This is a genomic window from Shimia sp. Alg240-R146 (genome assembly GCF_947331465.1).
Lineage (GTDB): Bacteria > Pseudomonadota > Alphaproteobacteria > Rhodobacterales > Rhodobacteraceae > Shimia.
On the sequence record NZ_CAMZOK010000001.1, the window covers coordinates 1,743,735 to 1,769,189 of the forward strand.

18 protein-coding genes and 1 tRNA gene are annotated in these 25,455 nt (G+C 56.8%); 9 read left to right on the forward strand and 10 right to left on the reverse strand.

Annotated elements, in window-relative coordinates; translation table 11 throughout:
- Positions 1-6: 6 nt before the first annotated feature.
- The 5 genes from PG871_RS08425 to PG871_RS08445 all read right to left on the reverse strand — a co-directional run bounded on the left by PG871_RS08425 (position 7) and on the right by PG871_RS08445 (position 7,831).
- The gene (locus PG871_RS08425) at positions 7-1,848 is read right to left on the reverse strand and encodes a glycosyltransferase (protein WP_270728282.1); all 1,842 of its coding nucleotides are present in this window, start codon (positions 1,846-1,848) and stop codon (positions 7-9) included.
- Complete coding sequence (locus tag PG871_RS08430) at positions 1,845-3,377, reverse strand: hypothetical protein (RefSeq protein ID WP_270728283.1); 1,533 nt, start codon at positions 3,375-3,377, stop codon at positions 1,845-1,847. Before PG871_RS08430 ends, PG871_RS08425 begins: the two co-directional genes overlap by 4 nt.
- 82 nt (positions 3,378-3,459) lie before the next feature.
- Positions 3,460-4,671, reverse strand: coding sequence for an NAD-dependent epimerase/dehydratase family protein (locus tag PG871_RS08435; protein WP_270728284.1), 1,212 nt, complete (start codon positions 4,669-4,671; stop codon positions 3,460-3,462).
- Positions 4,672-4,816: 145 nt separating this feature from the next.
- Positions 4,817-7,327 (reverse strand): hybrid sensor histidine kinase/response regulator, encoded by a 2,511-nt coding sequence (locus PG871_RS08440; RefSeq protein WP_270728287.1) that lies wholly within the window; start codon positions 7,325-7,327, stop codon positions 4,817-4,819.
- Positions 7,328-7,357: 30 nt separating this feature from the next.
- A complete protein-coding gene (locus tag PG871_RS08445; RefSeq protein WP_270728290.1) occupies positions 7,358-7,831 on the reverse strand; it encodes a molybdopterin-dependent oxidoreductase in 474 nt (157 codons plus the stop codon).
- A gap of 160 nt (positions 7,832-7,991) precedes the next feature.
- Between PG871_RS08445 and PG871_RS08450 the strand changes: the two genes are divergently transcribed.
- The 6 genes from PG871_RS08450 to PG871_RS08475 are packed head-to-tail and all read left to right on the forward strand — an operon-like array spanning position 7,992 to position 11,703.
- Positions 7,992-8,609 carry a response regulator transcription factor gene (locus tag PG871_RS08450; protein WP_270728293.1) on the forward strand — a complete coding sequence of 206 codons (618 nt, stop codon included), beginning with the start codon at positions 7,992-7,994 and terminating at the stop codon, positions 8,607-8,609.
- A gap of 25 nt (positions 8,610-8,634) precedes the next feature.
- The gene (locus PG871_RS08455) at positions 8,635-9,183 is read left to right on the forward strand and encodes a hypothetical protein (protein ID WP_270728296.1); all 549 of its coding nucleotides are present in this window, start codon (positions 8,635-8,637) and stop codon (positions 9,181-9,183) included.
- On the forward strand, positions 9,180-9,833 hold the full coding sequence (locus PG871_RS08460) for a MotA/TolQ/ExbB proton channel family protein (protein ID WP_270728298.1): 654 nt from the start codon (positions 9,180-9,182) through the stop codon (positions 9,831-9,833). Before PG871_RS08455 ends, PG871_RS08460 begins: the two co-directional genes overlap by 4 nt.
- Complete coding sequence (locus tag PG871_RS08465; protein WP_270728301.1) at positions 9,826-10,191, forward strand: ExbD/TolR family protein; 366 nt, start codon at positions 9,826-9,828, stop codon at positions 10,189-10,191. The genes PG871_RS08460 and PG871_RS08465 overlap by 8 nt, the downstream gene beginning before the upstream one ends.
- 4 nt (positions 10,192-10,195) lie before the next feature.
- Positions 10,196-10,573, forward strand: coding sequence for an ExbD/TolR family protein (locus PG871_RS08470; RefSeq protein WP_270728304.1), 378 nt, complete (start codon positions 10,196-10,198; stop codon positions 10,571-10,573).
- Positions 10,570-11,703 (forward strand): cell envelope integrity protein TolA, encoded by a 1,134-nt coding sequence (locus tag PG871_RS08475; RefSeq protein WP_270728307.1) that lies wholly within the window; start codon positions 10,570-10,572, stop codon positions 11,701-11,703. The genes PG871_RS08470 and PG871_RS08475 overlap by 4 nt, the downstream gene beginning before the upstream one ends.
- A gap of 174 nt (positions 11,704-11,877) precedes the next feature.
- Here PG871_RS08475 and PG871_RS08480 read toward each other — a convergent pair whose 3' ends face one another.
- The gene (locus PG871_RS08480) at positions 11,878-12,060 is read right to left on the reverse strand and encodes a hypothetical protein (RefSeq protein ID WP_270728309.1); all 183 of its coding nucleotides are present in this window, start codon (positions 12,058-12,060) and stop codon (positions 11,878-11,880) included.
- Between the two features lie 360 nt (positions 12,061-12,420).
- Positions 12,421-12,495 (reverse strand) — tRNA-Gln (locus tag PG871_RS08485).
- Between the two features lie 198 nt (positions 12,496-12,693).
- On the opposite strand from PG871_RS08485, the gene PG871_RS08490 reads away from it, so the two are divergent.
- From PG871_RS08490 to hisD, 3 genes are all read left to right on the forward strand, one after another.
- Positions 12,694-13,923 carry an acyl-CoA dehydrogenase family protein gene (locus PG871_RS08490; protein ID WP_270728312.1) on the forward strand — a complete coding sequence of 410 codons (1,230 nt, stop codon included), beginning with the start codon at positions 12,694-12,696 and terminating at the stop codon, positions 13,921-13,923.
- 245 nt (positions 13,924-14,168) lie between these two features.
- Complete coding sequence (locus PG871_RS08495; RefSeq protein WP_270728315.1) at positions 14,169-16,604, forward strand: GcvT family protein; 2,436 nt, start codon at positions 14,169-14,171, stop codon at positions 16,602-16,604.
- A gap of 77 nt (positions 16,605-16,681) precedes the next feature.
- Positions 16,682-17,959: a histidinol dehydrogenase gene (hisD, locus tag PG871_RS08500; protein ID WP_270728318.1), complete on the forward strand. Its 1,278-nt coding sequence runs from the start codon at positions 16,682-16,684 to the stop codon at positions 17,957-17,959.
- 15 nt (positions 17,960-17,974) lie between these two features.
- Here the strand turns inward: hisD and PG871_RS08505 are convergent, their stop codons facing one another.
- The 3 genes from PG871_RS08505 to carB all read right to left on the reverse strand — a co-directional run bounded on the left by PG871_RS08505 (position 17,975) and on the right by carB (position 25,113).
- Entirely contained in the window at positions 17,975-19,219 is a 1,245-nt protein-coding gene (locus PG871_RS08505) for an Hsp70 family protein (protein WP_270728320.1), read from the reverse strand.
- A 127-nt stretch (positions 19,220-19,346) separates the two neighbouring features.
- Positions 19,347-21,515 (reverse strand): methyl-accepting chemotaxis protein, encoded by a 2,169-nt coding sequence (locus PG871_RS08510; protein ID WP_270728323.1) that lies wholly within the window; start codon positions 21,513-21,515, stop codon positions 19,347-19,349.
- A 256-nt stretch (positions 21,516-21,771) separates the two neighbouring features.
- Positions 21,772-25,113 (reverse strand): carbamoyl-phosphate synthase large subunit, encoded by a 3,342-nt coding sequence (carB, locus tag PG871_RS08515; RefSeq protein ID WP_270728325.1) that lies wholly within the window; start codon positions 25,111-25,113, stop codon positions 21,772-21,774.
- Between the last annotated feature and the right edge of the window lie 342 nt (positions 25,114-25,455).

Genomic DNA, 25,455 nt, shown 5'->3' on the forward strand with positions numbered 1-25,455 from the left:
CAGACATTAGGCAATGCCGATCGGTCCCGACTTTTGAATGTCGCGGGTCGTTGCGCGCTCAAGGTTTTCCGCCTCAACATCGATCAGGATACTCAACATGGATTCGAGCGTGAAATAGGCCCGCATCACCCGAAATATCAGGTACTCCGGCAGCGCAAGAATTCCTTTCGGAACTCCGTTCAGGAGGGTCGCACAAACGGCCACAACGGATGGCGCCCCCGTTGTGACGGCCACAACGGATTGCCAGACAATTGGGCTCATTGGGTTAAAGGCAAACAGACATTCGATACCGCCGAAAATGATGAGCGGGACGAGCATCGCCCGGCGGGCTGAATTCACCAACATGTAGGGTAAAATGACCTTGCCGCGCAGCGACCGGTTCTGAGAATAGATCAGATCCCGACACCGCGACGAGATATGGTAGACGGAGCGAAACCAGCGCATTCTTTGCTCTCGCATGTGTTTGTATGAGGCCGGCACCTCAGACACATAGCGCAGCTTTGGATCAACAACAGAATGATATCCAAGCTCGCCAATCCGGAGCGAAAGGTCGGTGTCCTCACCGTTCATTCCCTCAACGAAACCACCAAGATACCTTGGATGCTCCGTCCGCATGACGACGAACATGCCGGGGATGCCGACAACGCCGTTTACGGCCCCCATCGCGACTGAGTAAAAGCCGTGCTTCACCAAGACTTCGAGTAAGCGCGCTCGATCGAAGAGGGCGCCACCCGGAGGTACCGGCACACCGCCGACAACACCGACACTGGGGTCGGTGAAGAACGACATTGCCCGTGAAAAATTGTCTTCACCTACCAGTGTATCCGCATCAACACGCACGAAAAACTCGGTCTGCACCGCATCTAATCCGGCGTTTAAGGCATTGGATTTACCCGCTTTGGGAACGTTGATTACCGTGCCGCTTGCGGCCTCACATGCGGCAAGCGTTGCGCGGGCGATCTCTTCGGTGTCATCTGACGAGTTGTTGTTCATGATCAGGATTTCCACGCCCCCGCCATAGTGTTTTGCGGCCGTGTCCATCGCGCGAATGGTGTCCTCGATTATATATTGCTCGTTGTGCGCTGGGACGATGACCGAAATCGGCGGGCGGAATTTAGCGGTTTTTCCCACCACAACATCCCAGATGGCCAGAAAATAGAGTTGTCCGAACAGCACGGGCAGGAACAGAAAGACGCCCGGACCGATCCCGCCCAAAAGGGTCCAGCTCCGCATGGTTTTAACTGCGTCGATATCCATTGCACCGACCCAAAGTGAAACAGATGCCGCGATCGCCAATGCGACAGAGAGTCGAACAACAGCGCGCGTCGATTTGACGGCTCTGTGCTCAATTCTGATCCTTGAAGGCATGAAACCGCGTTCAAGAAGCTTGAAAGAATAGACCGCAAAACCGACCAAGCCGGAAATAATAGCGCTAAAGTGCAGCGAAAAAGACACCCCAAGCCAGTGATGTGCCGAGAGGTTCGCCAGATCCAGAAAGCCACAGATTGTTAGGTAGGTGATCGCCATGTCTGCGGCAAAAGACAGGCGGGCAATCCATGTGCCTGAGCTAAAGGCCCCAAAGGCAATGTAGAAAGAGATCAGAAAAATCCGGATCGCGATGGCATGGTTGCCGTCATAGGGCGAAAACACCAAATCCCGATTTGGAAATATCCGCGCTCCCACCGAAGAGTTCACCATCCAAAGCAGCGAAACCGCGATTAACGTGAAGGCAGCCAGAGTGGAAGGCGCGCGCCAGACAGAGATTAAACCGGCGAATTTTTTGGGGGCACTGTCGACAGAAATGAAGTTGATCTGGTCGCGGTTGTCGTTTTGGGTTTCCGTTGTCACGTTGCCACCTCGGTCAAATCTACCAGCACAGTGACGGCGCGCGTTTCGGAGACCGGATAGTCAGGAAGCATCTGCGCAAACGCGATCCCGTTCTCGTCAAAAGACACCAGCCAGACGGTGTCCCCAGTTGACCCACTCCAGCGGGCCAAGGACGCGCCCCGAGGGAGCGCGTGGACCGAAATGCCCTTAGCCGATTTGGGCTTTTGGGCCGCGTTCGAAAGAAGATTGGACAACAGCGCGACGGCAACCGTTGCTTCTGGTGCTGTCAGCTCGGGGGCGACCTCCAGGTGCAAGCCTTCTGTTTGCGCGAAGGCGCGGCGCAGAAACAAAAGTGGAGACGAGAATGTCTCACCACTCGCTGAGAGGGTTGTGTCGTCTGTTATCTCAGCAAGAAGGTCAGGGCCTTCCGTGCATGTTTCTGAAGTTCCCACTTGCGACCACGCAACGATTTCGATGACGTTTTCCCGAGCTTGTCGGGCTTTGGAGAGGTCAATTGTTCGGGTCAGATTTGATGCACCTTGAGACAAGGTCACGTGATCAACGAGACGGTTATTATGCGTCACAGACAAGTTCCACGAGGCCTCTAGTGGTGTGGTTCCGAGGATCATGTCCAAAGTGAATGTCGCGGGGATATTTGCTTCCTCTGCGTCCATCAAGTCATACCGGATGCGCCACGAGTTCATGCTTTTAAACCGGCGCAAACCGTAGATGGTGCTTGTCGCCGCAAGAGCGCGAGACCAGGCGTATTTCGGCTTTTGTGTCGCGCTGCCAGACGGCAAACCTGAAATGGCCGTTTCCGGAGTTATGGCGCCTGAGCCGCTGCCGAAATGCACCTTCCAGCTCGCATCTGAGAGAGTATGTGCGGTGCGCAACGCCTCGGCACGTTCTTTGGGGTCTTCACTCCAAAACAACGTGACTTGTCGACCAGCCAAGTTGGCTCGGTCCCGGACACTCAAAGCTTCGGTGTCCAGAGCCAAAAATAAGGCGCTGGTCGTTTCGATCTCGACGATGGCTTCTAAGCCTTCGTCTTTGCCGCAAGGGGTGAGTGGGCTTTCCCCTTGGAGACTGAAGGAAACGACCAGCTGCTCTCTCGTGAGATCTTCCGTGGTGAGGTCAATCCTGAGAGAGCGCCCTGCCTCTCCTGAACGCAGCAACAATTCGGCACGGCGGGAGTTTCCGATTGAGACGCGCAAGACGCCTTCAACCCCAGCCGACACTTGAACCGTCACATCAAGTTGGAGGTGTCCAGAAGTAGGGCGCGCATCCGTCGGTAAGAAAAACGTCGCGCCCTGATAGGCAGGTAAACCGGTAAGAATGATGGGCTCATCCGGGTTGATGCGCTGGGCAATCACGTGGGATCGCCCAGATGCGCCTTGTGGCGGCCGATGCGCGGTTTCAAATCGCAATTGTGGACCCTGAAAGGCTTCGACAAGCGCTTGCTTGCCGAGTTGCAGGGCTTCGGATCGTGAGAGAAAAAGAGAAATTCCTGCCAAAAGGAAGGCAAGAAGGCCCATGCCAATCAATCGCATTTGAGGTCACCACACATTTTGCCTGAACAAACCGGAATGGCCTTGAGCGCACCTCCAAGCGCACCCAAGGGCCAGGTCTGGGTCAGGCGGCTTTCTTAACCACGCCGGGGCGCTGATTGTCGGTCCATGTCGAAACACAGGGGATCATCTTGTGGATGCACCTGTGGGCGTATTTGGCCGCGATCTCTTGTGTTTCTTCCATCAGGCCATCAGCAAGCGTCGTGGGATTTAGGCCCAGATCAAGGAAGGTTTTGTTTGAAACGCGGAGGTCATTCTCGGCGGCCTCATTCCGAGGATTGTCGACGTAGGCGACTTTGGCGCCGGACACCCGTGCGACAAGGATCGCCAGATCGCGCACAGTGTGGGTCTCTGTCATCTGGTTCAAAATAGCGACCTTGCCGTCTGGCATTGGCGGATTTTCGACGGCCAAGGCGATACAGCGGACTGTGTCTTTGATGTGGATAAACGCACGTGTCTGTCCGCCGGTGCCGTGAACCGTCAATGGATGTCCAACTACGGCTTGCATCAAAAAGCGGTTCAAGACCGTGCCATAGTCGCCGTCGTAGTCAAACCGGTTGACCAAACGCGCGTCCATCTTGGTTTCATCCGTTTGTGTTCCCCAGACGATCCCCTGGTGCAGGTCGGTCACCCGCAACCTGTCATTCTTGGCGTAGAACTGGAACAGGATCTGATCCATCGACTTCGTCATGTGATAGACACTGCCGGGATTGGTCGGATACAGAATGTCGCGCTGGAAAATGCGTTTGTTGTCGCCTGGGATGTAGACGTTGAGATAGCCTTCGGGGATTTCCATGCCGTCATCGTCATACCCGTAAACGCCCATCGTGCCGAGGTGTACGATATGAGGGTCGATCCCCAGTTCAGTGACGGCCGCCAGAACATTATGGGTGGCCGAAATATTGTTGTCGACCGTATAGCGTTTTTCCGCGATCCCCTTCATCGAGTAAGGCGCGGCGCGTTGCTCGCCGAAGTGGATGACTGTGTCCGGCTTGACCGACGCGAGAAGCGCGGTAAAGCGGTCAAATTCGCGCGCCACATCGATGCATTCGAAGTCAATGACAAGACCGGTCGCATCGGTCCAAGCTTGCAAGCGCTCTTCTACAGTGGCAATCGGCGTTAGGCTATCCGCGCCCATTTTCTTGTCGATCCAGCGACGCGACAGGTTGTCGACGATTGTCACCTGGTGGCCAAGTTTGGACAGGTGAAGCGCAGTGGGCCAGCCACAAAAACCATCGCCACCGATCACAATAATCTTTTTTACGTTGTTACCCATTTTGGTTTCTTTCCCATAATCAGAGCGCCTGAAGCGCGTTTTGAAGATGGGTTAAGAATAGGTTTATTCGTGGCGTTGATGGGGGCGGCGAAGGGATATCGTGAGGGTCTGAAGCATGGGGTGCCTATGCTGAGGTATAGGCGGCTTACTCGTCTGACGCTGACAAAAGCGACCTGACGGCTTTGGCCGCTGTGTCGGCCGCCTTTCCGATTTGGCTCAGCGCATCCGCGTACTTCGCGGGGTCGTCGATTGTGCTTGCTTGTGCCAGGGCATTTTCGATGTCTTGCAAACCCAAAAGTCCCGCTGAGCCGCGCAACTTGTGCAGCATTTCGGAAATCACCGTGGCTTCGCTTGCCGGTGATTTTTGGCCGAGGCTGAAAAGGCCTTCCTCCAACTCCGCGAAAAAGCGGTTGGCCGTTTCTTGAGTTTTCGTATCCCCAAGCGCTTTGCGGAGATCGTCGATGACGTCCACTAAAATCGGACCGGACACGCTGGCCGCTGATTGTCCTGTGTCCTTCATTCCTTGCAGCGTCTCTTTCAACTCCGACAGGCGTAGGGGCTTCGTACAAAACCCATCCATGCCAGCGTTCTTAGCCTTGAGCCGGTATTCTTCCCGACCGTGGGCAGTGAGACCCAAAACATAGGTTTGGCAATTGGGACCGTTTCCTTGCCGAATTCTGCGCGTCGCTTCGATACCGTCCATGAACGGCATGCTGATATCCATGATGATAAGATCGAACTCGGCGCCATCGGCCTTTTTCAGACCTTCCAGCCCGTTGTCGGCCTCAGTCACGGCATGGCCGAAACCCGCGAGCATCTCGCGCAGGACAGAGCGGTTAATGGCATTGTCTTCAACGATCAGAATTGATTTCGAAGCATCGTCGGTAACATTACGTACGTCAGGCGCTGGCTCATCTGATTTGGTCACGACCCGTTGTAGGGGGACCGACAGCGTAAAGCTGCTGCCATTGCCTTGCTGGCTGTCCACATTAAGATCCCCGTCCATCAGCCTCGCGATTTTTCGCGCGATAGACAGGCCAAGACCGTCGCCGCGGCTCTGCCGGCCTTCCGAGCGGGCCAATGCTACAAAATCTTCAAAAATCGCCTCAAACTTGTCCTCGGGGATGCCGCTCCCCGTGTCCAGGACCTGAATCCGGGCCATCGTTTCGTTCGGGCCGTGGATTCCGTTCACAGTGACGGTGACACCGCCCTGATCGGTGAACTTGATGGCGTTGCCAATCAAATTGGTCAAAATCTGATTGATCCGCCCACCGTCGCCCCAAAAGTCCCCTGTCATCGAGGCATCTATTTCGACGTGCAGAGTGAGGCCTTTTTCCGTTGCCAGAGTCCGGAGAACGTCGGCGACCCGTTGCACGGTGTCACGCAAGGAGAACACTTCGGGAGACAGCGACATGACGCCGGACTCGATGCGGGTGATATCCAGAGCCTCGTTCACGTTTTCCAAGAGGATTTCGCTTGAGGCCGCCGCAACTTGAACGAAACGCTCTTGTTTCTTGTCCAAATGCGTCGTTTTGAGCAAATCCAGAACACCCAAAATTCCATTCAACGGCGTGCGCATTTCGTGACTCATTACGGTCAGGAACCGGGATTTGGCATTGTCGGCACGTTCAGCCCGATCCCGCGCCTCGACCAGTTTCTGTTCATTGATTTTCCGCTCACTGATATCCCTGATGTAGGCGATAAAGACGTTTTCGCCTTCTTGATGGGTTGAGGTGATGTTGAGTTCTATCGGAAATTCTTCACCGGATTTGCGAAGAGCCGTTAGTTCGATGCGACCGGCGTCAATCACATGCGGGGTTCCGGTTGATAAAAACCGTTGCATGCCGGCCTCGTGCGCGTCGCGGTGTTGGTGCGGCACGAACGTTGTCGACATTTTTTGACCGAGAATTTCGGCGCGCGACCACCCAAATATTTCTACGGCCGCTTCGTTGAATTCAATGATTTCACCCAGTTGATTGGAAATCACAATGCCATCGAGTGACGCGGTTACTGTTGATGCCAGCCGATCGGCTGTGACTTGCAAATCGTCATCCTTACGACGTGCACGCGCAAGAAGCCGATCAAGGAAAAATAGCGCTCCTACAAGACCCGCAATCAAAACAATTGCCAAAAACCCCACACTGCGAAGCTGGGTTGCAAATGCGACCCTTTCGGCTTCCTTCGCTTGTGACCCAAGGGTCACTCCTAGAATGGCAAGGCGCCGGACATCCGGTCTCAGGTCGTCGGTCAGGTCACGCAGGCGACGTATGTCGGTTCCAGTTAGGGCGCCTGGCTGATCGATCAACGCAGTTGATGCAGCGGTGAAACCTTCCAGCTTCGCAATTATTTCACGTGCTTCTGCACTCCCGGCCCAAAGGGAGCGTCTCAACCCATTGCTCACCAAACCAACGCGGCTCAGCGTTATGTCGGTTCTAAAGCGGATCTCTTCGCTGTCGGGCTCAGAGGTATTTTCGACATTGGCCAATAAAGCGTTGAGGTTGGCAAACTCTGTTTCGAGTTGGAAGACTGTCCATTGGGTGTCGTCCGTCTCAGTGGTCATAACCGCGCGGAGCTGACCCGGCAGGCCGAACCACAGCAGGATCAGCAAAGCGATCAGGGCCGAAATCACCCCATAGATTGCAAAACGTTTGATCAAATCGATTATCCGTCCAGAACGCGTTATGTCCTATTTTATGACGGAAAGCAGGCTCAGCTGCCAGACAGAACGCGCATAAGCCGTTTCTGAACGAAAAGACGAAGCTGCATCATATGGAAAAACCACCCAAAACGGTCCCTTGTCACGTATCGGCATCACCGCACCATCCATACGTGTGGCAACAATCGGATAGTCGTCCCCGATTTCAGACATCGGCATATCCACAGCGTAGTCGTTTAACGCGGTCATACGCAGCGTCGTGCCGGAAACCTCGGCAGCTTGCAGCAGGGCACTCAATGAGACGCCGGAGAACACGACATCTTCGTCCGTCCAGATGGTGGACGTCTCAAACGAAGTTTGTGGTAGGTCGTCGAGGTCTTTTATCGAGAACTCCACAGCCTTTCCGTCCATCCCCTCGATCCGTAACATCGAGCCATTGGCCAAGGCCGCATTTGGGACAAAAAACAAAGTAAAGATTGCTGCCAACACCACTGAAAACTTCATTGCACACCTCCAAGTTTGCGAGGCGCTGTTTGACAGAAATTAACCTAGCGGTGGAAAGGCATTAGAGTAGAGGGCTATACTGAAGTATAGGAGCGGGCTGGATATGGCGCTCTTAATGCGGCTTATGAAAGAAGGGTGGGTACCCTGAAGGAGTAACGATTTGTCGAATTTACTTATTGTAGACGACCACGATCTGGTTCGTGATACGATTGCGGCCTATTTAGGTCGATCGGAGGGGTTTGTGATTGAAACCGCTTCGAGCTTGGATGAGGCTTTAGAAAAACTGGCGGGAACAACGCCTTTTGATCTGTGCATTTTGGATTACCACATGCCTGGGATGAACGGTCTGTCAGGTTTGGAAACTGCCGCGTCAGCTCATCCTGCGGTGAAGTTTGCACTGATGTCAGGAGTGGCTGCGCCAGACGTTGCGCAGCAGGCTATGGGGATAGGGGCGGTTGGATTTTTCCCCAAGTCTCTTGGCGCTCCAAATCTGTTAAACGCTGTGCGTTTTGTCTTGTCTGGTGAGCGCTATTTTCCGTTCGATCTGGCTGTGGAAGCAGCCCAGACCACAACAACTATAGATTATCGAGGATTGACCGAGCGCGAACGCGAAACGCTTCGGGGTATTTGTGAAGGTAAATCCAACAAGGAAATCGGTCGCGACCTTGACCTGCAAGAAGTCACGATCAAGCTGCATGTTAAGAATATTCTATCGAAACTTGGCGTAAAGAATCGCACGCAAGCCGCCCTTCGAGCGCGGGAAGACGGCTTCAAATAGAGCGGTTTCTGGCTTCTGTCGACAGATGCACCTTGATCGTAGGTATCTTCCGCTCAATCTTCGTCTAAGTTATCAAAACGAAGATTTCAGTGGAGAGGTGCAGCCAACCAACCGCTGTTCTGTCCGTCATTTAGGAATTGCCATGCCTGTAAACCCACGCCTTCTTGCAATCGCCGTGACGGCGGCTTTGGCCGTATCACAAGCCCACTCTGATGAAGCCCCACATTCTGAGCTGTCGCTCGAACTCAACGCAGTCCAAGAAGTCGAAGGCGCCTGCAGGGTGACTTTTGTGGCCAATAACACCACGGGGGCCGCCATCGACAAGGCGGTGTTTGAAACTGTGATTTTTGACTCCACTGGCGCCGTGGTGAGGCTATCGTTGTTTGATTTCCGCGCGTTGCCAGAGGGGCGACCGCGGGTGCGCCAGTTTGACGTGCCAGGGATGAGGTGCGAGACCATTTCCCAAACCCTGATCAACGGGGCAAACACTTGCATCGTGAATGGTGCAGAAAGTGATATTTGCGGCGACGGACTGACGCTCAGCAGCCGTATCAGCATTAAGCTATTGGGATGAATACGATGAATGGTTTACGTGATGTGGTCGCCTTAGGTGGGCCGGTGGTGGCAATTCTGTTGGTGATGTCGGTTCTCACGGTTGCCGTCACCATCTATAAGCTTTGGCAATTTGCCGCCTCAGGCGTTGGGCGGCACAAGGTGTTGTCAGGCGCGCTCGCCGCTTGGGACGCAGGTGATGAAAGCGGTGCACGCACGCAACTTGTCAAAAGCCGCAGCTATCTTGCGCCCCTTGTTGAAACCGCGATTAAAATGCCAAAATCACAAGCCCTGAGCGATCGTTTGGATGCGGAGGCCGGGCTGGCGCTGGCCCGTTTGGAGCGGGGTTTTCGATTGCTGGACACCATCGCTCAATTGGCGCCATTGCTTGGGCTTTTCGGCACGGTCTTGGGCATGATCAAAGCCTTTCAAAGCCTACAGACCGCTGGTGCGTCGGTAGATCCATCGTTGCTTGCCGGTGGGATCTGGGTCGCATTGGTCACCACCGCCGTTGGGCTCGCCGTTGCAATGCCCACCTCGATGGTGCTTTCCTGGTTGGAAAGCCGGACCGCGCGCGAGCGTGTCTTTGCGGACAAGGCGCTGCGCACGGTCTTGATGCCACATGAAACGAGTCCCCTTACTCTTGGTGACGGGACCGAGGAACATGCGTAACCTCGCCCCCTTTGTGCGCCGCCCGTTGGCGCTCACCCCGCTGATCGACGTGATCTTTCTGTTGCTCCTGTTCTTTATGCTGACCTCGACGTTTTCCACCTTTGGCGAAATCGAACTTAGCAACACGCGCGCGGGTAGCGGCACAGTGGATTCATCGGTTGACCGGTTTTTTGTGCAATTGGGAGCGGAGCGGGTGACCCTGAACGGGCAGCCCATATCGTTGGATGATGTCGCCACAGATGTCCAAACCGGGCAGGTTCTAGTCAGCCTTGATGACGACACAACGGCACAGCGTCTTGTTGATCTTCTGCATCGGCTTCGCGGGCGTGACGGGCTGGATGTGTTGGTGTTGGAGTAAGCCGATGATAGGCCAACCACCGCCGCGCAAAAAACGAGATTCGACCATTCCCTTGATCAACGTCGTTTTCCTGATGTTGGTCTTTTTCCTGATCGCCGGGACAGTCGCGCCGCCACTGGATTCGGATCTGAACCTTGTGCAAACCAGCGACTTGGAGGGACGAGAGCCGCCGGACGCTTTGGTTCTACATGCCGATGGCAGCCTTAGTTTTCGTGGTCAAGTCACTGCGCCTGAAGCGCATATTGCTGTCCACGGCACAGGCCCCACCCGTATTGTGCCAGATCGAGACGTCCCTGCGCCACGTTTGATGGCCGTCACCGGCGCTCTGAGGCGGGCGGGTGCAAGCTCGGTGATATTGGTAACCGAACGGGCGCTTAAGTGATCCGGCGCTCGCTCCTCATTGCGCTAGTTGCGCTCCTGTTGTCGCTTGGTGTGCACCTGTTGGGGCTTGGCGTTGCGGTGCGTATTGACCGCGCGGGGCCGCCCCCTGAAACAATCGGTGACGTGGTCGCTGTGGGCAACGCTTTTGAAGACATCGCAGAAACACTTGAGGACGCGGTGGAGCCGGAACTCGCGCCGGAGCCGGAGCAAGTTCAGCCAATCGAACCAGTGCCACCACCGAGCGAGTCAGACGTGCCCGAAACCGAAGTGCTTGTGGCGTCAGAGAACCCTCAGGAGTCCTTTGCCCCTGACACGGGCACGGCCGAAATCGTAGAGCCGGTTCCGCTTGCAGGTACCCAAGGCGATTTTGTGCCCGAGCCGGACATAACAGAGCCGACCACCCAACCCGACGAAGCCAAGCCCGTACCCCCACAAGCCGAAACCGCGCCACCCATCGAGTCCGAGACAAACACGGTAGAGGTGGGAGCCCCGGTGCCGACGCAACCAACACCGCCCCCAATAGCAACCGAACAGTCGGAGCCGGTGGAAGACGTGATTGCCTCGCTGCCTGACGCGTTGCTGCCGGTTGCTCCAACCTCTCCGTTGACGGATCCAGAAACGCCAGTGTTGACGGAGTCCACACCCGTCGAGCCAACCGAAAGCGAAACCGAAGACCCCCTTGAGGACAGCACCGAAGTCGAGCCACAGCCTCTATTCCCTAGTTTGCGAGATGGGTTTGCAGACCTGCGCAACCCATCGCAAGCCGTTGAGTCGCCACTGGAAACCTTTCGGCGCGAGGGGTCTTCTGCTGCGATTGGCGGATTTGGCGTGCAGTCCGGCTCCGCAGCTAATTCCCGTGGCCCAGGCAATTCTGACACAACCAATTATGCTGGGCGCGTGCTCGTACATCTCAACCGCACCCCGGAAGTCCACGTCAAAGCGCCTGGCTTTGCACGAGTGTACTTTGAGATAAACCCCGACGGTTCCCTCAATTGGGTTGAAGTTATCGACAGCTCAGGCAGCCCTGACGTCAATCGCGCGGCACGGCTGCAAATTCAGAGCGGCGCGCCCTTTCCGAAACCGCCCAACGGCGAGCCTCGTCAGCTGTCCTTTTGGTACCGTTCCAGATAGGTTTGATGAAACACATTTTTTATTCCGTGGTTGCCGACGTCACCGTCACGGAAGTCCGATCTGAATCGGACAGTAGCGCCACTGTTACCAAAACGCGATCTAGGGCATGACCCAAATCGAGAGATCGTTGACTGAGATCGGGACAATTGCCCAAGTGGCCGACAAATTCGCCTTTCAAACAAACCTGCCGGGATTGAACGCGGGTGTGGAAGCTTCAGGAGCAGCGATCCGTTTGCCAACATCCACATGGGTTGCCACCAAGTCTTGTTCTTCAATGAGCATGCGGACCAGTTCCTGACACATAGCTTCCATCAACACTGCTTTGACGGTTTCGGGTGCCAGGATTCTAATGGTCACTTCGTTCAAGAATTCGCTCTCGTTTCGCTCGTAGACCGTGAGGAGCCTTGCAGCGCTTCACGGCATCGAGTGGGAGATGTGTTTGCACAGAAAGACAGAGAAATTGGTTTGAACCAGAATTTGCCAACTCCGACGTAAGCCGCTTGCGGAAAAATATCACGCGACCTCTACGCATCAGGTATGGGCCTGCGTGATGCATGGGCATTCGTCTGGGTTTTTGGCGAGCTGAGGCGCTTTGCCTGTAGGTATAGCGCGCGAAGCCATGTGTTACACTCTGCGCTACAGTTTTAGGGGGCTATGACACGCACGTGGATTCGGGCGAGTCTAAGTTATTGGTTTATTTAAATTTTCTATGAAAAGTGGCTGGGATGGTAGGATTCGAACCTACGGTACACTGTACCAAAAACAGTTGCCTTACCACTTGGCTACATCCCAACGTGAGCGCGTATTTACTGGCCGATGGAGGCAGGTGCAAGACCCGAATCGAGTTTTGTTGCGTAAATTTTCTGTTTTCTGTTCAGGCAATCTTCAGGAACTTCTTAAAGGTACCCAGCGTCATTTTCGCAGAGCACCGATGGACAAAGACAAGTGCCGCGCGGCAATGTTGCGGCAGATAAATTGAGGAGAGAGACGATGTTCCTGGGAATACGTCCAGAGATGGAAAGCCTGCTGGAGCAGGTACGCGATATGATCCAGAACGAGATCATGCCGCTGGAAGCAGAGTATCATAAGGAAATCGGCACAGGCGATCGCTGGACGTTCACGGAACGGCAGACAGAAATTCTGGAAGGCTTGAAAGCCAAAGCCAAGGAACGTGGCCTGTGGAACTTCTGGCTGACTGACAGCGAGCGCGGCTTTGGTCTGACGACCGTGGAATATGCCTTCTTTGCGGAAGAGATGGGCAAGACGCCATTGGGCGCGGAAGTGTTCAACTGTGCAGCGCCTGACACCGGCAATATGGAAGTGTTTGAGCGCTATGGCACCGAGGCCATGAAAGAAAAGTGGCTGACGCCGCTGCTCGAAGGTCAGATCCGGTCAGCTTACCTTATGACAGAGCCTGATGTGGCTTCATCAGACGCCACAAACGTCTCCATGGAATGCGTGCGCGATGGCGATGAATATGTGCTGAATGGCGAGAAATATTGGTCTTCTGGCGCAGGTGATCCACGCTGTAAGGTCTATATTGCAATGGTGAAAACCGGCGGCGACGACCTTCCAGTTCACAAGCGCCAATCGATGATTGTGGTGCCGTCAGATGCCGAAGGTATCGAGATCCTGCGCCCGATGATGGTTTATGGTCAGGACGACGCACCACACGGTCACATGCACATCAGATTTACAAATGTTCGCGTGCCTGCAGATGCCATTTTGCTGGGCGAAGGGCGTGGATTTGAGATCGCGCAAGGCCGGCTTGGGCCAGGCCGCATTCACCACTGCATGCGGGCCATCGGTCAGGCGGAATCGGCGCTGGCGCAGATGATCCGTCGCTCGTTGGACCGCGAGGCGTTCGGCAAACAGCTGGCGCATCTGGGGGCGAACTATGACATCATCGCGGAGTGCCGGATGGAGATCGAGCAAGCACGTCTGTTGTGTTTGAAAGCCGCCTGGATGATGGATCAGGGCGATGCCCGCGCGGCAGCGCCGTGGATCAGTCAGATTAAAGTCGTTGCCCCGAACGTAGCGCTCAAAGTCATCGACGAAGCGGTGCAGATGCATGGCGGCACCGGTGTGAGCCAGGATACGCCGTTGGCAGCAGCCTGGACCGGCATCCGGACATTGCGTCTGGCAGATGGTCCGGACGCCGTGCACCGCCGTCAGGTGGCACGGGCGGAACTTCGCAAATACACCCAACAAAAGGTGTAAAAACCGCGGTCGGTATCGCGTCGGTATTACGGCGGTATCGCGACAGTGCGAAAATCGGGGCCTTTCGGGGCCCCTTTTTGCGTTTCAGAGACGCTCAGGTGCGGTTTTTGGCCCTGCGCTCACAGCACATTGCTTTGGAAAAACCGAAAACAATATTTGGTGTTTTTGAATTGTCGGTCTTGAGCATTGCAGTGGCCACATATTTGCGCCTCTTTCAGCGGAACACTTGGCTGGAGGCATGTCATATGAAATCGCGCACCAAAGTGGTCGTCATTGGCGGCGGCATCGCGGGTTGTTCAACATTGTATCACCTTACTCAGGAGGGGTGGAGCGATGTGGTGTTGGTTGAGCGCAATGAGTTGACCAGCGGCACCACGTGGCACTCTGCGGCTCAGGTGACAAATTTTGGCATGAACCAGACGATGGTCGGGCTGAAAACCCATTCGATCGATCTCTACAAAGAGCTGGCGGAGGATCCGGAATATCCGATCAACTATCACCATGGGGATGGTGGTATTCGTCTGGCCAACACCGAAGCGCAGATGCAGGGCTATCGTCATTTCGCGTCGATGGCGCGGGGGATGGATGTGCATTTTGAGGTGCTCGATGCCGAGGAATGCGCGCGGCGCCATCCACTGATCTCGACCGACAATATGATCGGCGGGCTGTGGGATCCACTGGATGGCGACATTGATCCCGCACAGTTGTGTCAGGCGCTGGCGCGGCGGGCCCGCAAGGCCGGGGCCGAAGTTTATCGCAACACGCCAGTGACCGGCCTGACCCAACACAAAGACGACACATGGACGGTACATACCGAGCACGGTGATATTGACTGCGATATTGTGGTCAATGCGGGCGGGTATCGGGTGAATGAAGTCGGCGCGATGATGGGTGTGCATCATCCGGTCGCGTCGATGGAGCATCAGTATTTTCTGACGGAAGACATTCCTGCCATCAAAGACGCGGGGCATCGGATGCCGCTGATCCGCTGTCCGATCAGCGACTATTATTGCCGACAGGAAAAGAACGGCCTGTTGGTCGGGTTTTATGAACAGGATTGCAAGACATGGGGCATGGACGGGATTGACCCGAACTTTGTGAATGCGCTGTGTCCGGATGATCTGGAGCGCGTCATGGATGTGCTTGAGGGGGCGTTTGCGCGTATGCCCGCGCTGGCGGACGTCGGTATCCATACGGTGGTTAATGGGCCGATCACTTATACAATCGACGGCGCCCCCCTGGTTGGGCCAATCCCCGGCAAGCGCAATGCGTTTTGCATCATCGGGCTTCGTGCAGGATTGGGCGAGGGGGGCGGTCACGGCTGGCTTTTGGCGCAACAGATCGTACATGGCGAGGCGCAGTATGACACGTGGTGCATTGATCCGCGCCGGTTTGCGGGCCACACCAATGTCGAGTTGACCGCGTTGAAAGCGATCGAAGATTACCAAAACGAATTCCGGTTTCATTTTCCGCATGAGCACCGCCCAGCGGGGCGCAACGCGCGCACCACACCTTTGACGCCGGTTTTCGCAGCCGAAGGTGCGGAATTCACCGTGGTGAATGGTTGGGAGCGGGTTGAATACATCAAGCCGACACCAGATTTTCATCCGACGCTTGGATTCGGGTTTGACGAAGCTTTTGATGTCGTCGCGGCCGAGGTGAGGAACGTGCAGGACAACGTTGGTCTGTGCGAGGTCAACGGATTCAACCGGTTTGAGATCACCGGCGCGGATCGCCATGCGTTTTTGGATCGGATGTTTTGCGGCACCGTCACGAAACGGGACGGACGTGTTGGGCTGGGGTATTTGTTGAACCCTCACGGCATGATCAAGGGCGAGGCAACGATTGCCAATATCGCCGCCAGCGAGCGCGGCCCGGGTCGGGTTTGGTATGGATCGGCGGCGGCCAGCGAGTTGCACGACATGGATTGGCTGCAAAGCCATTTGGGCGCGGATGAGGACGTTCAAATCCGCAGTTTGACCAATGATCAGACCATCCTTGTGTTGGCCGGGCCTAAGGCGCGGGATGTGTTGTCGTCCTGTGCGCGTGGCGATTGGTCCAAGGAGGCGTTTCCTTGGTTGTCGGTGCGCGAGTGTTTCATTGGATATGCACCGGCCACCGTGTTGGGCGTCAGCTTTTCCGGTGAGCTGGCATATGAAATCCATGTTCCCAATGCCTCGCTTTATGCGGCGTATCTGGCCTTGCGGGAAGCCGGTGAAGCCCACGGGATGACGCTGTTTGGCGCCCGCGCGGTGGATGCGATGCGCATGGAGAAAGGCTTTTTGCACTGGAAGGCTGACCTCTTGACCGAGTTTGACCCGTTTGAGACCGGACTTGAGCGGTTTGTGAAGCTCGACAAAGGCGACTTCATCGGCAAGGCCGCGTTGCTGGAGCGTCAGGCGGCGGGACCGCGCAAAAAGCTGGTCACGCTCAAGATTGATGCGAGCCATGCGCCTGCGCATGGCGGGGCGTCGCTGATGCGGGGTGACGCTGTGGTGGGCACGGTGACTTCAGGTGACTGGGGGCATCGGACGGGTCTGAACCTTGCCTATGCGTTTGTTGATCCCGAAATGGCAGTCGATGGAAATTCGGCGCAGTTGGACCTTTGCGGGACACTTGTTGAGGCCACGGTCATTGCGCCGTCGCCTTATGATCCGGAGTTTTCCCGGATCAGAGGGTAGGGGGAAACCCCGGACAGAATTGATGGCGCAGCCCGAACGGGGGGCGCGGCGACACGCAAACAAAGTGAGATGACGAGATGGCGATTACCTATCTGAAAAAAGCCGGTCCGCGTCCTGTGTCGGAAGGCAGTGACATCCGTGACATCGTGCAAATCATGTTGACCAACATTGAGCGCGAGGGTGAGGACGCGGTCCTGCGATATGCAGAGCAATTGGATGGGTGGACCGGCGACATTGTGTTGTCTGGTGCGGAACGCAAAGCCGCTTGCGCGCGGGTGCCGCAGGATTTGAAAGACGACATCCAGTTTGCGCATGCCAACATCCGCCGGTTCGCGCAGGCGCAGCTTGCCACGATTGGCGAGTTTGAAATCGAGGTGAGGCCCGGGCTGATTGCCGGACAAAAACAGATCCCGGTGTCCAGTGCGGGTTGTTATGTGCCCGGCGGGCGCTACAGCCACATTGCCAGCGCTCTGATGACGATCACCACGGCAAAAGTTGCCGGTGTTGCGAATATCACCGCAGTGTCACCGACCCGACCTGAGGCAGGAATTCCCGACGCGATTGTGTATGCGATGGATCTGAGCGGCGCTGATGTGATCCTGAATTTGGGCGGGGTTCAGGGCATTGCCGCGATGGCACAGGGGTTGTTTGGCGCCAAGCCCGCCGACATTCTGGTAGGTCCTGGAAACTCGTTTGTGGCGGAAGCAAAACGGTTGCTCTTTGGCAAAGTGGGCATTGATATGTTTGCGGGCCCAACGGATTCACTGGTGATTGCGGATCATACGGCATCGGCGGAAACGGTGGCTTGGGACCTCGTCAGTCAGGCGGAACATGGCGTTGATAGTCCGGTCTGGCTTGTCTGCACCGATAGGGCGTTGGCCGATGAGGTCATGGCGCGCCTGCCTCGGCTTTGTGACAGCTTGCCCGAGCCAAATGCGATGGCGGCGCGGACTGCATGGGCCGAACGCGGCGAGGTTATCCTGTGTGACACAAGAGAGGAAGCGGCGCAGGTTTCTGACAGCTATGGGCCGGAACATCTTCAGGTACAGGCAGGTGATTTAGACTGGTGGTTAGGTCGTTTGTCGACATATGGATCGCTGTTTCTGGGCGCGGAGACCACGGTGTCATTTGGTGACAAGACGTCCGGCCCAAACCATGTTTTGCCGACAAATGGCGCGGCAAGGTACACAGGGGGGCTGTCGGTTCATAAGTTCACCAAGACCGTTACGTATCAACGATGCACACCGCAGGCGTCGCATGATTTGGCTGTGCGGACGGCCAAGATTAGTCGCATCGAAGGTATGGAAGGCCACGCGCGGGCGGCTGAGTTGAGGCTTCTTCCAACATCATCGTAGGGGCGCTGTTCGGGCCTAAATTGGCCGATCTGTTGCGCGCGCCAGCCCGTCGGTCACTGCTGTAAATACCTCGGAGAAACTGTGCGCAGCGTTTGGCGTTACGGTTTTCACCGCATCAGAGACCACGGTGAGCAAACTTGATCCGCCAACATAAATCACACGGTCGATTTTGTCGGCCTTAAGCCCTGCGATGTCCAGCGTGTCAATCACGCCTTGGCGCATGTCGTCCCCGAAAGGCGAGAGGATCTCGGTGAGTTTGGCCGGGGGTAGGGCGACGGTTAGGCCGGATTCCACGGTGGTGAGCGAAATCAAAGGATCGTTCGCGTTGCCGTTGGCAGCGATTTTGCCGGTTTCTGTGGCAAAGGCGATGTCGTGGCCCAGCTCATCACGCAACACATCGGCGAGGCGGGAGAGTTTTTGCGGCTCCTCCGCTTGCTTCAGCATCTCGGCGACTTTGCGTTGGGTTTGCGCGGTGTAAAGAAACGGAATTTTCTCCCACGTGGCGAGGTCGTTGAAAATCGCGTTGGGGGTCGGGAAACAGCCGGGTCCGAAGTGGTCGCGCAACAGGCTGCCTTTGCCAAGATGGGGCATGACTTCGCCAAAGCTCAGCGCGCGGTCAAAATCGGTACCGCCAATGCGCACGCCGTGATTGGCAAGGATGTCGACGGCGCCATGGTGGCTGCGGAACAGCGAAAAATCCGAGGTGCCACCGCCGATATCCACGATCAGGCCAATGCCGTCGCCGTCCACCAAAGCGCCATCCGCGATGGCGGCGGCTTCGGGCTCAGCCACAAAAGTGACTTCGGTAAATCCGGCAGCGAGGTAGCAGGCGCGCAGGTCATCTTCGGCCTGCTGCTCGCGCGGGTCGTTCGTGCCGTGAAACACCACCGGCCGACCAGAAATAGCATGTTCAAACGTCAGGCCGGTCTGTGCTTCGGCTTGGGTTTTGATGTGACGCAGGAAGCGGGCGATGATGTCGACAAAGGTGACGCGGGTGTTCAGGATCTGTCGCGGCTCATGCATCAATGTGGTGCCTAACACACGTTTGAGTGCGCGCATAAAGCGGCCTTCCAGTCCCTCTAGAAGCGCCTGATTGGCGGGCTCGCCCAGAAGGGTTTTGCGGGTCTCATAGTCGAAAAAGAACGTGGTGGGCAAAGTGGTGTGGCCGCCGTTAAATGTGATCAGACGGGGGTGGCCGTCCTGCATAAAGCCGGCAGCGGAGTTTGACGTGCCAAAATCGATGCCCAACGCGCGTGTCATGGCCTTGCCTTTTGCGGTTTTGAAGGCGGCGAGACCTACGATTGTCGCTGCCGTGTGTCAAGCGGGCAGCGCCACGAAAAAGGACAGCCACGAGTGGGCTGTCTCATAGTTGTTAATTTGGGCAGACTTAGCTGGCCAAAGCGCGCGGCGTCGCGTTTTTTGCGCCGGATTTGGGCGTGACGACGAACTGTTGGCTGGTATCGACAAGGTCGTCTGTCAGCATGTTGAGCGAGTCGATGGACGCGGCGGTTTCTTCAAACATCGCCGCGTTTTGTTGGGTCACGCCTTCCAGCGAGTTCACCGCAGTGTTGACCTCATTCAGGCGGCCGCCTTGGTCTTTGGTCTGGGAAGCGATGCTGCCGATTGTGCCCTCAAGTTCAGCGACATAGCCAGAGATTTGCTGAATGGAGTCCCCGGCCTGCGCAATGTGTTGCGCGCCTTCGTTGATTTCGGCTGCGCTGGTGCTGATCAAATCGTTGATGTCCTTGGCCGCGTCTGAAGACCGCAACGCAAGGGCTCGCACCTCAGATGCCACAACCGCAAAACCAAGGCCGCTTTCACCTGCGCGGGCGGCTTCGACGCCGGCGTTGAGCGCCAGAAGATTGGTCTGGAAAGCGATGTCTTCGATCATTTCGGTGACCGTGGAAATCCGCGCGGAGGTGTCGACGATCTTGTCCATGGCGATGACGGCGTCGGCCACGACGGCCGCTCCGGTTTGGGCCACCTCATGCGCCGCGTCAGCCTGGCCGCGGGCTGCGGTCACGCGCTGGGCGACGTCTTGTACCGACAGGGTGAGGTCTTTGAGCGCTGATGTGGAGGAGGCAAGGTCGTTGGCTTGCTGTTCGGTGCGGTTGGACAGGTTGCCGGTTTCCGAGGAAATGCTGTCTGTGTAGGTGCTGATTTCGGAGGCGTTTTTGACCACGCTTTGGATCAAGCCGGAGATGGAGGACAGGGCGTTGTTGAGCGCGCTTTGCAATTCGGCAAACGCTCCATGGAATGTGCCGTCCATGCGGTGTGTCAAATCGCCCTGCGACATGGCTTGGCTCACTGACATAACGGCTGACAGGCCGGTTTCCGTATTGGCCATGAGCCGATCGAGGTTGGCCGCCGCAGACGACAGGGTGTCGTCCTCAAACTCTGTGGCAATGCGCTTGGAGAAATCCCCCTCGCTGGCAGCCTTGGCCATCGCAGAGATCCGTATTTGAAACTCCTCACCCTCCTTTTGCAGGAGAGCCGCCTGAGCGTCGGCGCTTGCTTGTTTGTCCACCACACCCCGGCGCAGGATGGTGCGCGTGAGCACTGCGATCAGAAGGCTGAAGAGAACCACGAAAGCGCCAGCTATTGTAAGCCGCGCCTGAAACTGACTCTGTTCTGTACGCAACCGCGTGGAGATGGCAGTGGCTTCGGATGCGACGGCGGCATCAAGCACGGAAAAAGCGGACAGCGCGACAGCGTCGTCGACCACAACGGCCTTGTCGATTTTTTCGACCCGTGCCTTGTCGCTGATCATCGGGGCGGCCACGTCCAGCATGGCTTCGTAGCTGTCAAGCACGCTGGCGATATCGCTCACTGCCTGGATTTCGGCTTCGGTCAGGTCAAAGCCGCGCAGGTTGGAAATCTCGGTGCGGGCAGAAGTGATATCTGCGCGAACTGCGTCGGCTTGTGACAGGTCAGAGCGCAGAACCATGTTCTTGAATTTGAAGATCATACCGCCGTAACCAAGATGCAGACGCAGAGTGGCGAGCGTTTCTCCTTTGGTGGGGAGCGCGTTGTCAGGGCGGTTGGCCGCCGCCGCTTGTCGCAGGGCAGCGAGGGCGGTGAGGGCTTGGGTGTCGTCGATTTTCACAGAGCGGTCGATGTTGGCGGCGGATTGGCCAAATTTGCGCATGTCACCGATTTTGTCGAGGTGCGCAACGTAGGTGTTGATCAGGTCACGGATCGGCGCGACCTGTTCTTCTGGTGCAGCGCCGAGGTTGACGATGCGCTGAAGAGCTGCAAGCGCGGCGCCCGCGTTCTGGTTTGCGGTGCGCTTGTAAACTTCATCTTTGCGCAGGACGGCATCTTTGAATCCATGGATCATGCCACCATAACCAAGCGCCTTTTCCAGATCTATTTTGGCGATGGCAGCGGGGTCCGCCCGCAATTCTACGTCTCGCATCAATGTGACGGCCTTGTCAGCGCGCGTGACCGCCCAGGCGGCCATCGAAGCGGTCATGATGGCCATGGCGACGATGGAAAGCACAACCAGGCGGCTGAGCGCGCTGACGGAAAGGGATTTCAGGGCAGTCATATTCATGTATCCGGCACAATTTTTGTTGGGATGGCGCCACGAGAGCATCGTGCGCCTTTCGATCCGCAGAGACCCTAGAAGTCGTTGGTTAACGATGGCTAAAACCACTTTGGATATCAGGCAAGATCGGGGCTCAAATTCTAAGAAACCTGAAAAAAGACGTGCAGCTTAGTCTCAAAGTTTTCTTAAATTTGAGGTCACCGTGCAAAAAAGCCGGGCGCGATGCACCCGGCTTTTTGAAGTATTTAAGTTTGTGGGCGCGCTAGCCTTGCAGGCTGCGCACTTCCAGATCCTCTTCGCGCATCGCCTGCATGGCCTGCGCAGCGGCGTGGCTGGCGGCGGCGGTGGTGAAGTAAGGGATCTTGTCATAAAGCGCGACAGCGCGGATTTCACGGCTGTCTTCAACGGCTTGCGTGTCCTCAGTGGTGTTCATCACCAGCGAAATTTGACCGTCTTTGAGCATGTCGACCACGTTGGGGCGGCCTTCATAAACTTTGTTGACGGTCTCACAGGCGATGTTTTCGCCGTTGAGGAACGAGGCTGTGCCGCGGGTCGCGACGATGCCAAAGCCCAAGCCGATCAGGGTCTGTGCAGTCTCCACAAGATCCGGTGTTTTGTCGGCATCTTTGATCGAAAAGAAGACTTTGCCGGACTCTGGCAAGTGCATCCCAGCGCCCATCTGCGCCTTGAGGAAGGCACGCGGGAAGCTGCGATCCCAGCCCATGACTTCGCCGGTGGAGCGCATTTCCGGCCCCAGGATGGTGTCCACGCCGGGGAAGCGGGCAAAGGGCAGCACGGCCTCTTTGACGGAGAACCACGGCATGTTCGGATCGGCCAGCGTCATCTGATCCGCAATGGGTTGATCCTTGGTTGTGTCGCCTTCTTTGTAGGGCGCGCGTTTCGGGAAGTCGGCGAGCTTTTCGCCCGCCATGATGCGCGCGGCAATCGAGGCGATCGCGCTGTCAGTGGATTTCGCCACAAACGGCACAGTGCGCGAGGCGCGCGGGTTGACTTCGATCAGGTAGATCTCGCCGTTTTTCACGGCGAACTGCACGTTCATCAGGCCCACAACATTCAGCGCGATGGCGAGCGCATGAGATTGGCGCTCGATCTCGACAATAATGTCCTTGTCCAGCGAGTAGGGCGGCAGCGAACAGGCGCTGTCGCCGGAGTGCACGCCGGCCTCTTCGATGTGCTGCATGATGCCAGTGATGTGCACGTCTGTGCCGTCACAGAGCGCGTCCACGTCGAGCTCGACGGCGCCATCAAGGTAGCTGTCGAGCAAGACCGGACTGTCGCCGGACACAACCACAGCCTCGGCGATGTAGCGTTCCAGTTGCGCCATATCGCGTACGATTTCCATCGCGCGGCCACCCAGCACATAAGACGGGCGGATCACCAGCGGGAAGCCGATGTCGCCGGCAATCGCAAGTGCCTCGGCGTCTGTGGAGGCGATGCCGTTGTTGGGCTGCTTCAGGCCAAGTTCGTTCACGAGGGCTTGGAAACGTTCGCGGTCTTCGGCGAGATCGATGGCGTCTGGCGTGGTGCCAAGGATCGGGATGCCTTCGTTTTCCAGCGCGTTTGCCAACTTCAGAGGTGTCTGGCCGCCGAACTGCACGATCACGCCATGCAGCGTGCCGTTGTCCTGTTCGACGCGCAGGATTTCCATGACGTGTTCAAACGTCAGCGGTTCAAAATACAAGCGATCCGATGTGTCATAGTCGGTGGACACGGTTTCGGGGTTGCAGTTGATCATGATGGTTTCATAGCCCTGCTCGGTCAGCGCATAGCAGGCGTGACAGCAGCAGTAGTCAAACTCGATACCCTGGCCGATACGGTTCGGGCCACCGCCAAGGATCACAACTTTTTTGCGTTCCGATGGCCGCGCTTCGCATTCCACATCGCCCATCATCGGAGCCTCGTAGGTGGAGTACATATAAGGTGTTTGCGCCTCAAACTCGGCGGCACAGGTATCGATGCGTTTGAAGACCGCCGTCACGCCAAGGTTCTGGCGGGCGCGGCGCACATTGTCTTCGTCGCGGCCGGATAGGGTGGCGAGGCGGGCATCGGTGAAGCCCAGCATTTTGAGGCGGCGCAGGCCGTCTTCGGTCACGGGCAGTCCGTTGGCGCGCACGTCTTCTTCGGCGTCGACAATTTCGCGGATGCGGTCAAGGAACCACGGGTCAAACATGGTGACGTCGTGGATTTCCTCGTTGGTCAGACCGTGGCGCATGGCCTGCGCGATGGTGCGCATGCGGTCCGGGGTGGCGACGCTGATGGCTTTGATGACCATGGCGCGGCCAAGCGAGGTGTCGTCGGCGCCTTCGATTTCCACTTCGTCAAATCCTGTTAGCCCGCTCTCCATCGAGGCCAGAGCTTTTTGCAAGGACTCGTGGATTGTGCGGCCGATGGCCATTGTCTCGCCCACGGATTTCATCGCGGTGGTCAGATATGGCTCGGCGCCGGGGAATTTTTCGAAGGCAAATTTCGGGATCTTGGTGACGACATAGTCGATTGTCGGCTCAAAGGACGCAGGGGTCACTTTGGTGATGTCGTTGTCGAGCTCGTCCAGCGTGAAGCCGACAGCCAGTTTCGCAGCGATCTTCGCAATCGGGAAGCCAGTGGCCTTGGAGGCCAAAGCGGACGAGCGCGACACACGCGGGTTCATTTCGATCACAACCATGCGGCCGTCAGCAGGGTTCACCGCCCATTGCACGTTGGAGCCGCCGGTTTCCACGCCGATTTCGCGCAGAACCGCGATCGAGTGGTTGCGCATGACCTGATACTCTTTGTCGGTCAGCGTAAGCGCCGGGGCTACGGTGATGGAATCCCCGGTGTGCACGCCCATCGGGTCAACATTTTCAATGGAGCAGACGATGATGGCGTTGTCGGCGGTGTCGCGCACCACTTCCATCTCAAATTCTTTCCAGCCCAGCAACGATTCATCGACAAGGATCTGGTTGACGGGGCTTGCGTCCATGCCGGTGCGGCAGAAGTGCATGTAGTCTTCGCGGTTATACGCCACGCCGCCACCAGTGCCGCCCATGGTGAAGGCGGGCCGGATGATCGCCGGAAGACCGATGTCTTCGAGTTCTGCCAGCGCCAGACGCACGCCTTCGTCAAGGTCGGTCGAGCCGTCGTCGCGTTTCGGTGCTGTCACAATCGAGGCGCGCGGGTTTTCGATGCCAAGCCGGTCCATGGCTTCGCGGAAAAGCTTGCGGTCTTCGGCCATCTCAATGGCGTCACGGTCCGCGCCGATCATTTCGACGCCGAATTTTTCGAGCACGCCCATTTCCTCAACCGCGAGCGCGGTGTTGAGACCGGTCTGCCCGCCCATGGTGGGCAGGAGCGCGTCGGGGCGTTCTTTTTCGATAATCTTGGCGACAAACTCGGGGGTGATCGGTTCGATGTAGGTTGCGTCCGCCATGTCGGGGTCTGTCATGATCGTGGCGGGATTGGAGTTCACCAGAATGACACGGTAGCCTTCTTCTCGAAGGGCCTTACATGCCTGAGCGCCGGAGTAGTCAAACTCGCAGGCTTGGCCAATCACAATGGGGCCAGCCCCGATGATCATGATCGAGGAGATATCTGTTCTTTTTGGCATGGTGGACCTCGGGCTTGGAGGCGACGGGCAGTTGTCGCCGTATGCGCAAATTGTCGTGGGTTATACGGATCATAAAGAAAGGCGCAAGAGGGATCGCATTAGGAGAGGTATTTTGGGGGGTTTCTTTGTTTTTTGGGCGTCGAGACACGTGGACGTGCCGAAATTGGGCCATGCAATAGACGGGGTGGCGGCCCGAAGATTCGCCCGGCCAGATGAAACTGTCCGGAACACTGACGCACAAAATGAGGCCGTGACGAAGGCTTTGGATGCTTCTTGCATGGGATCGCAATCGGCTTTTGTACGGGGCTGGGCGTGTTTTTCCGATCCGGCACCGTGATCAGG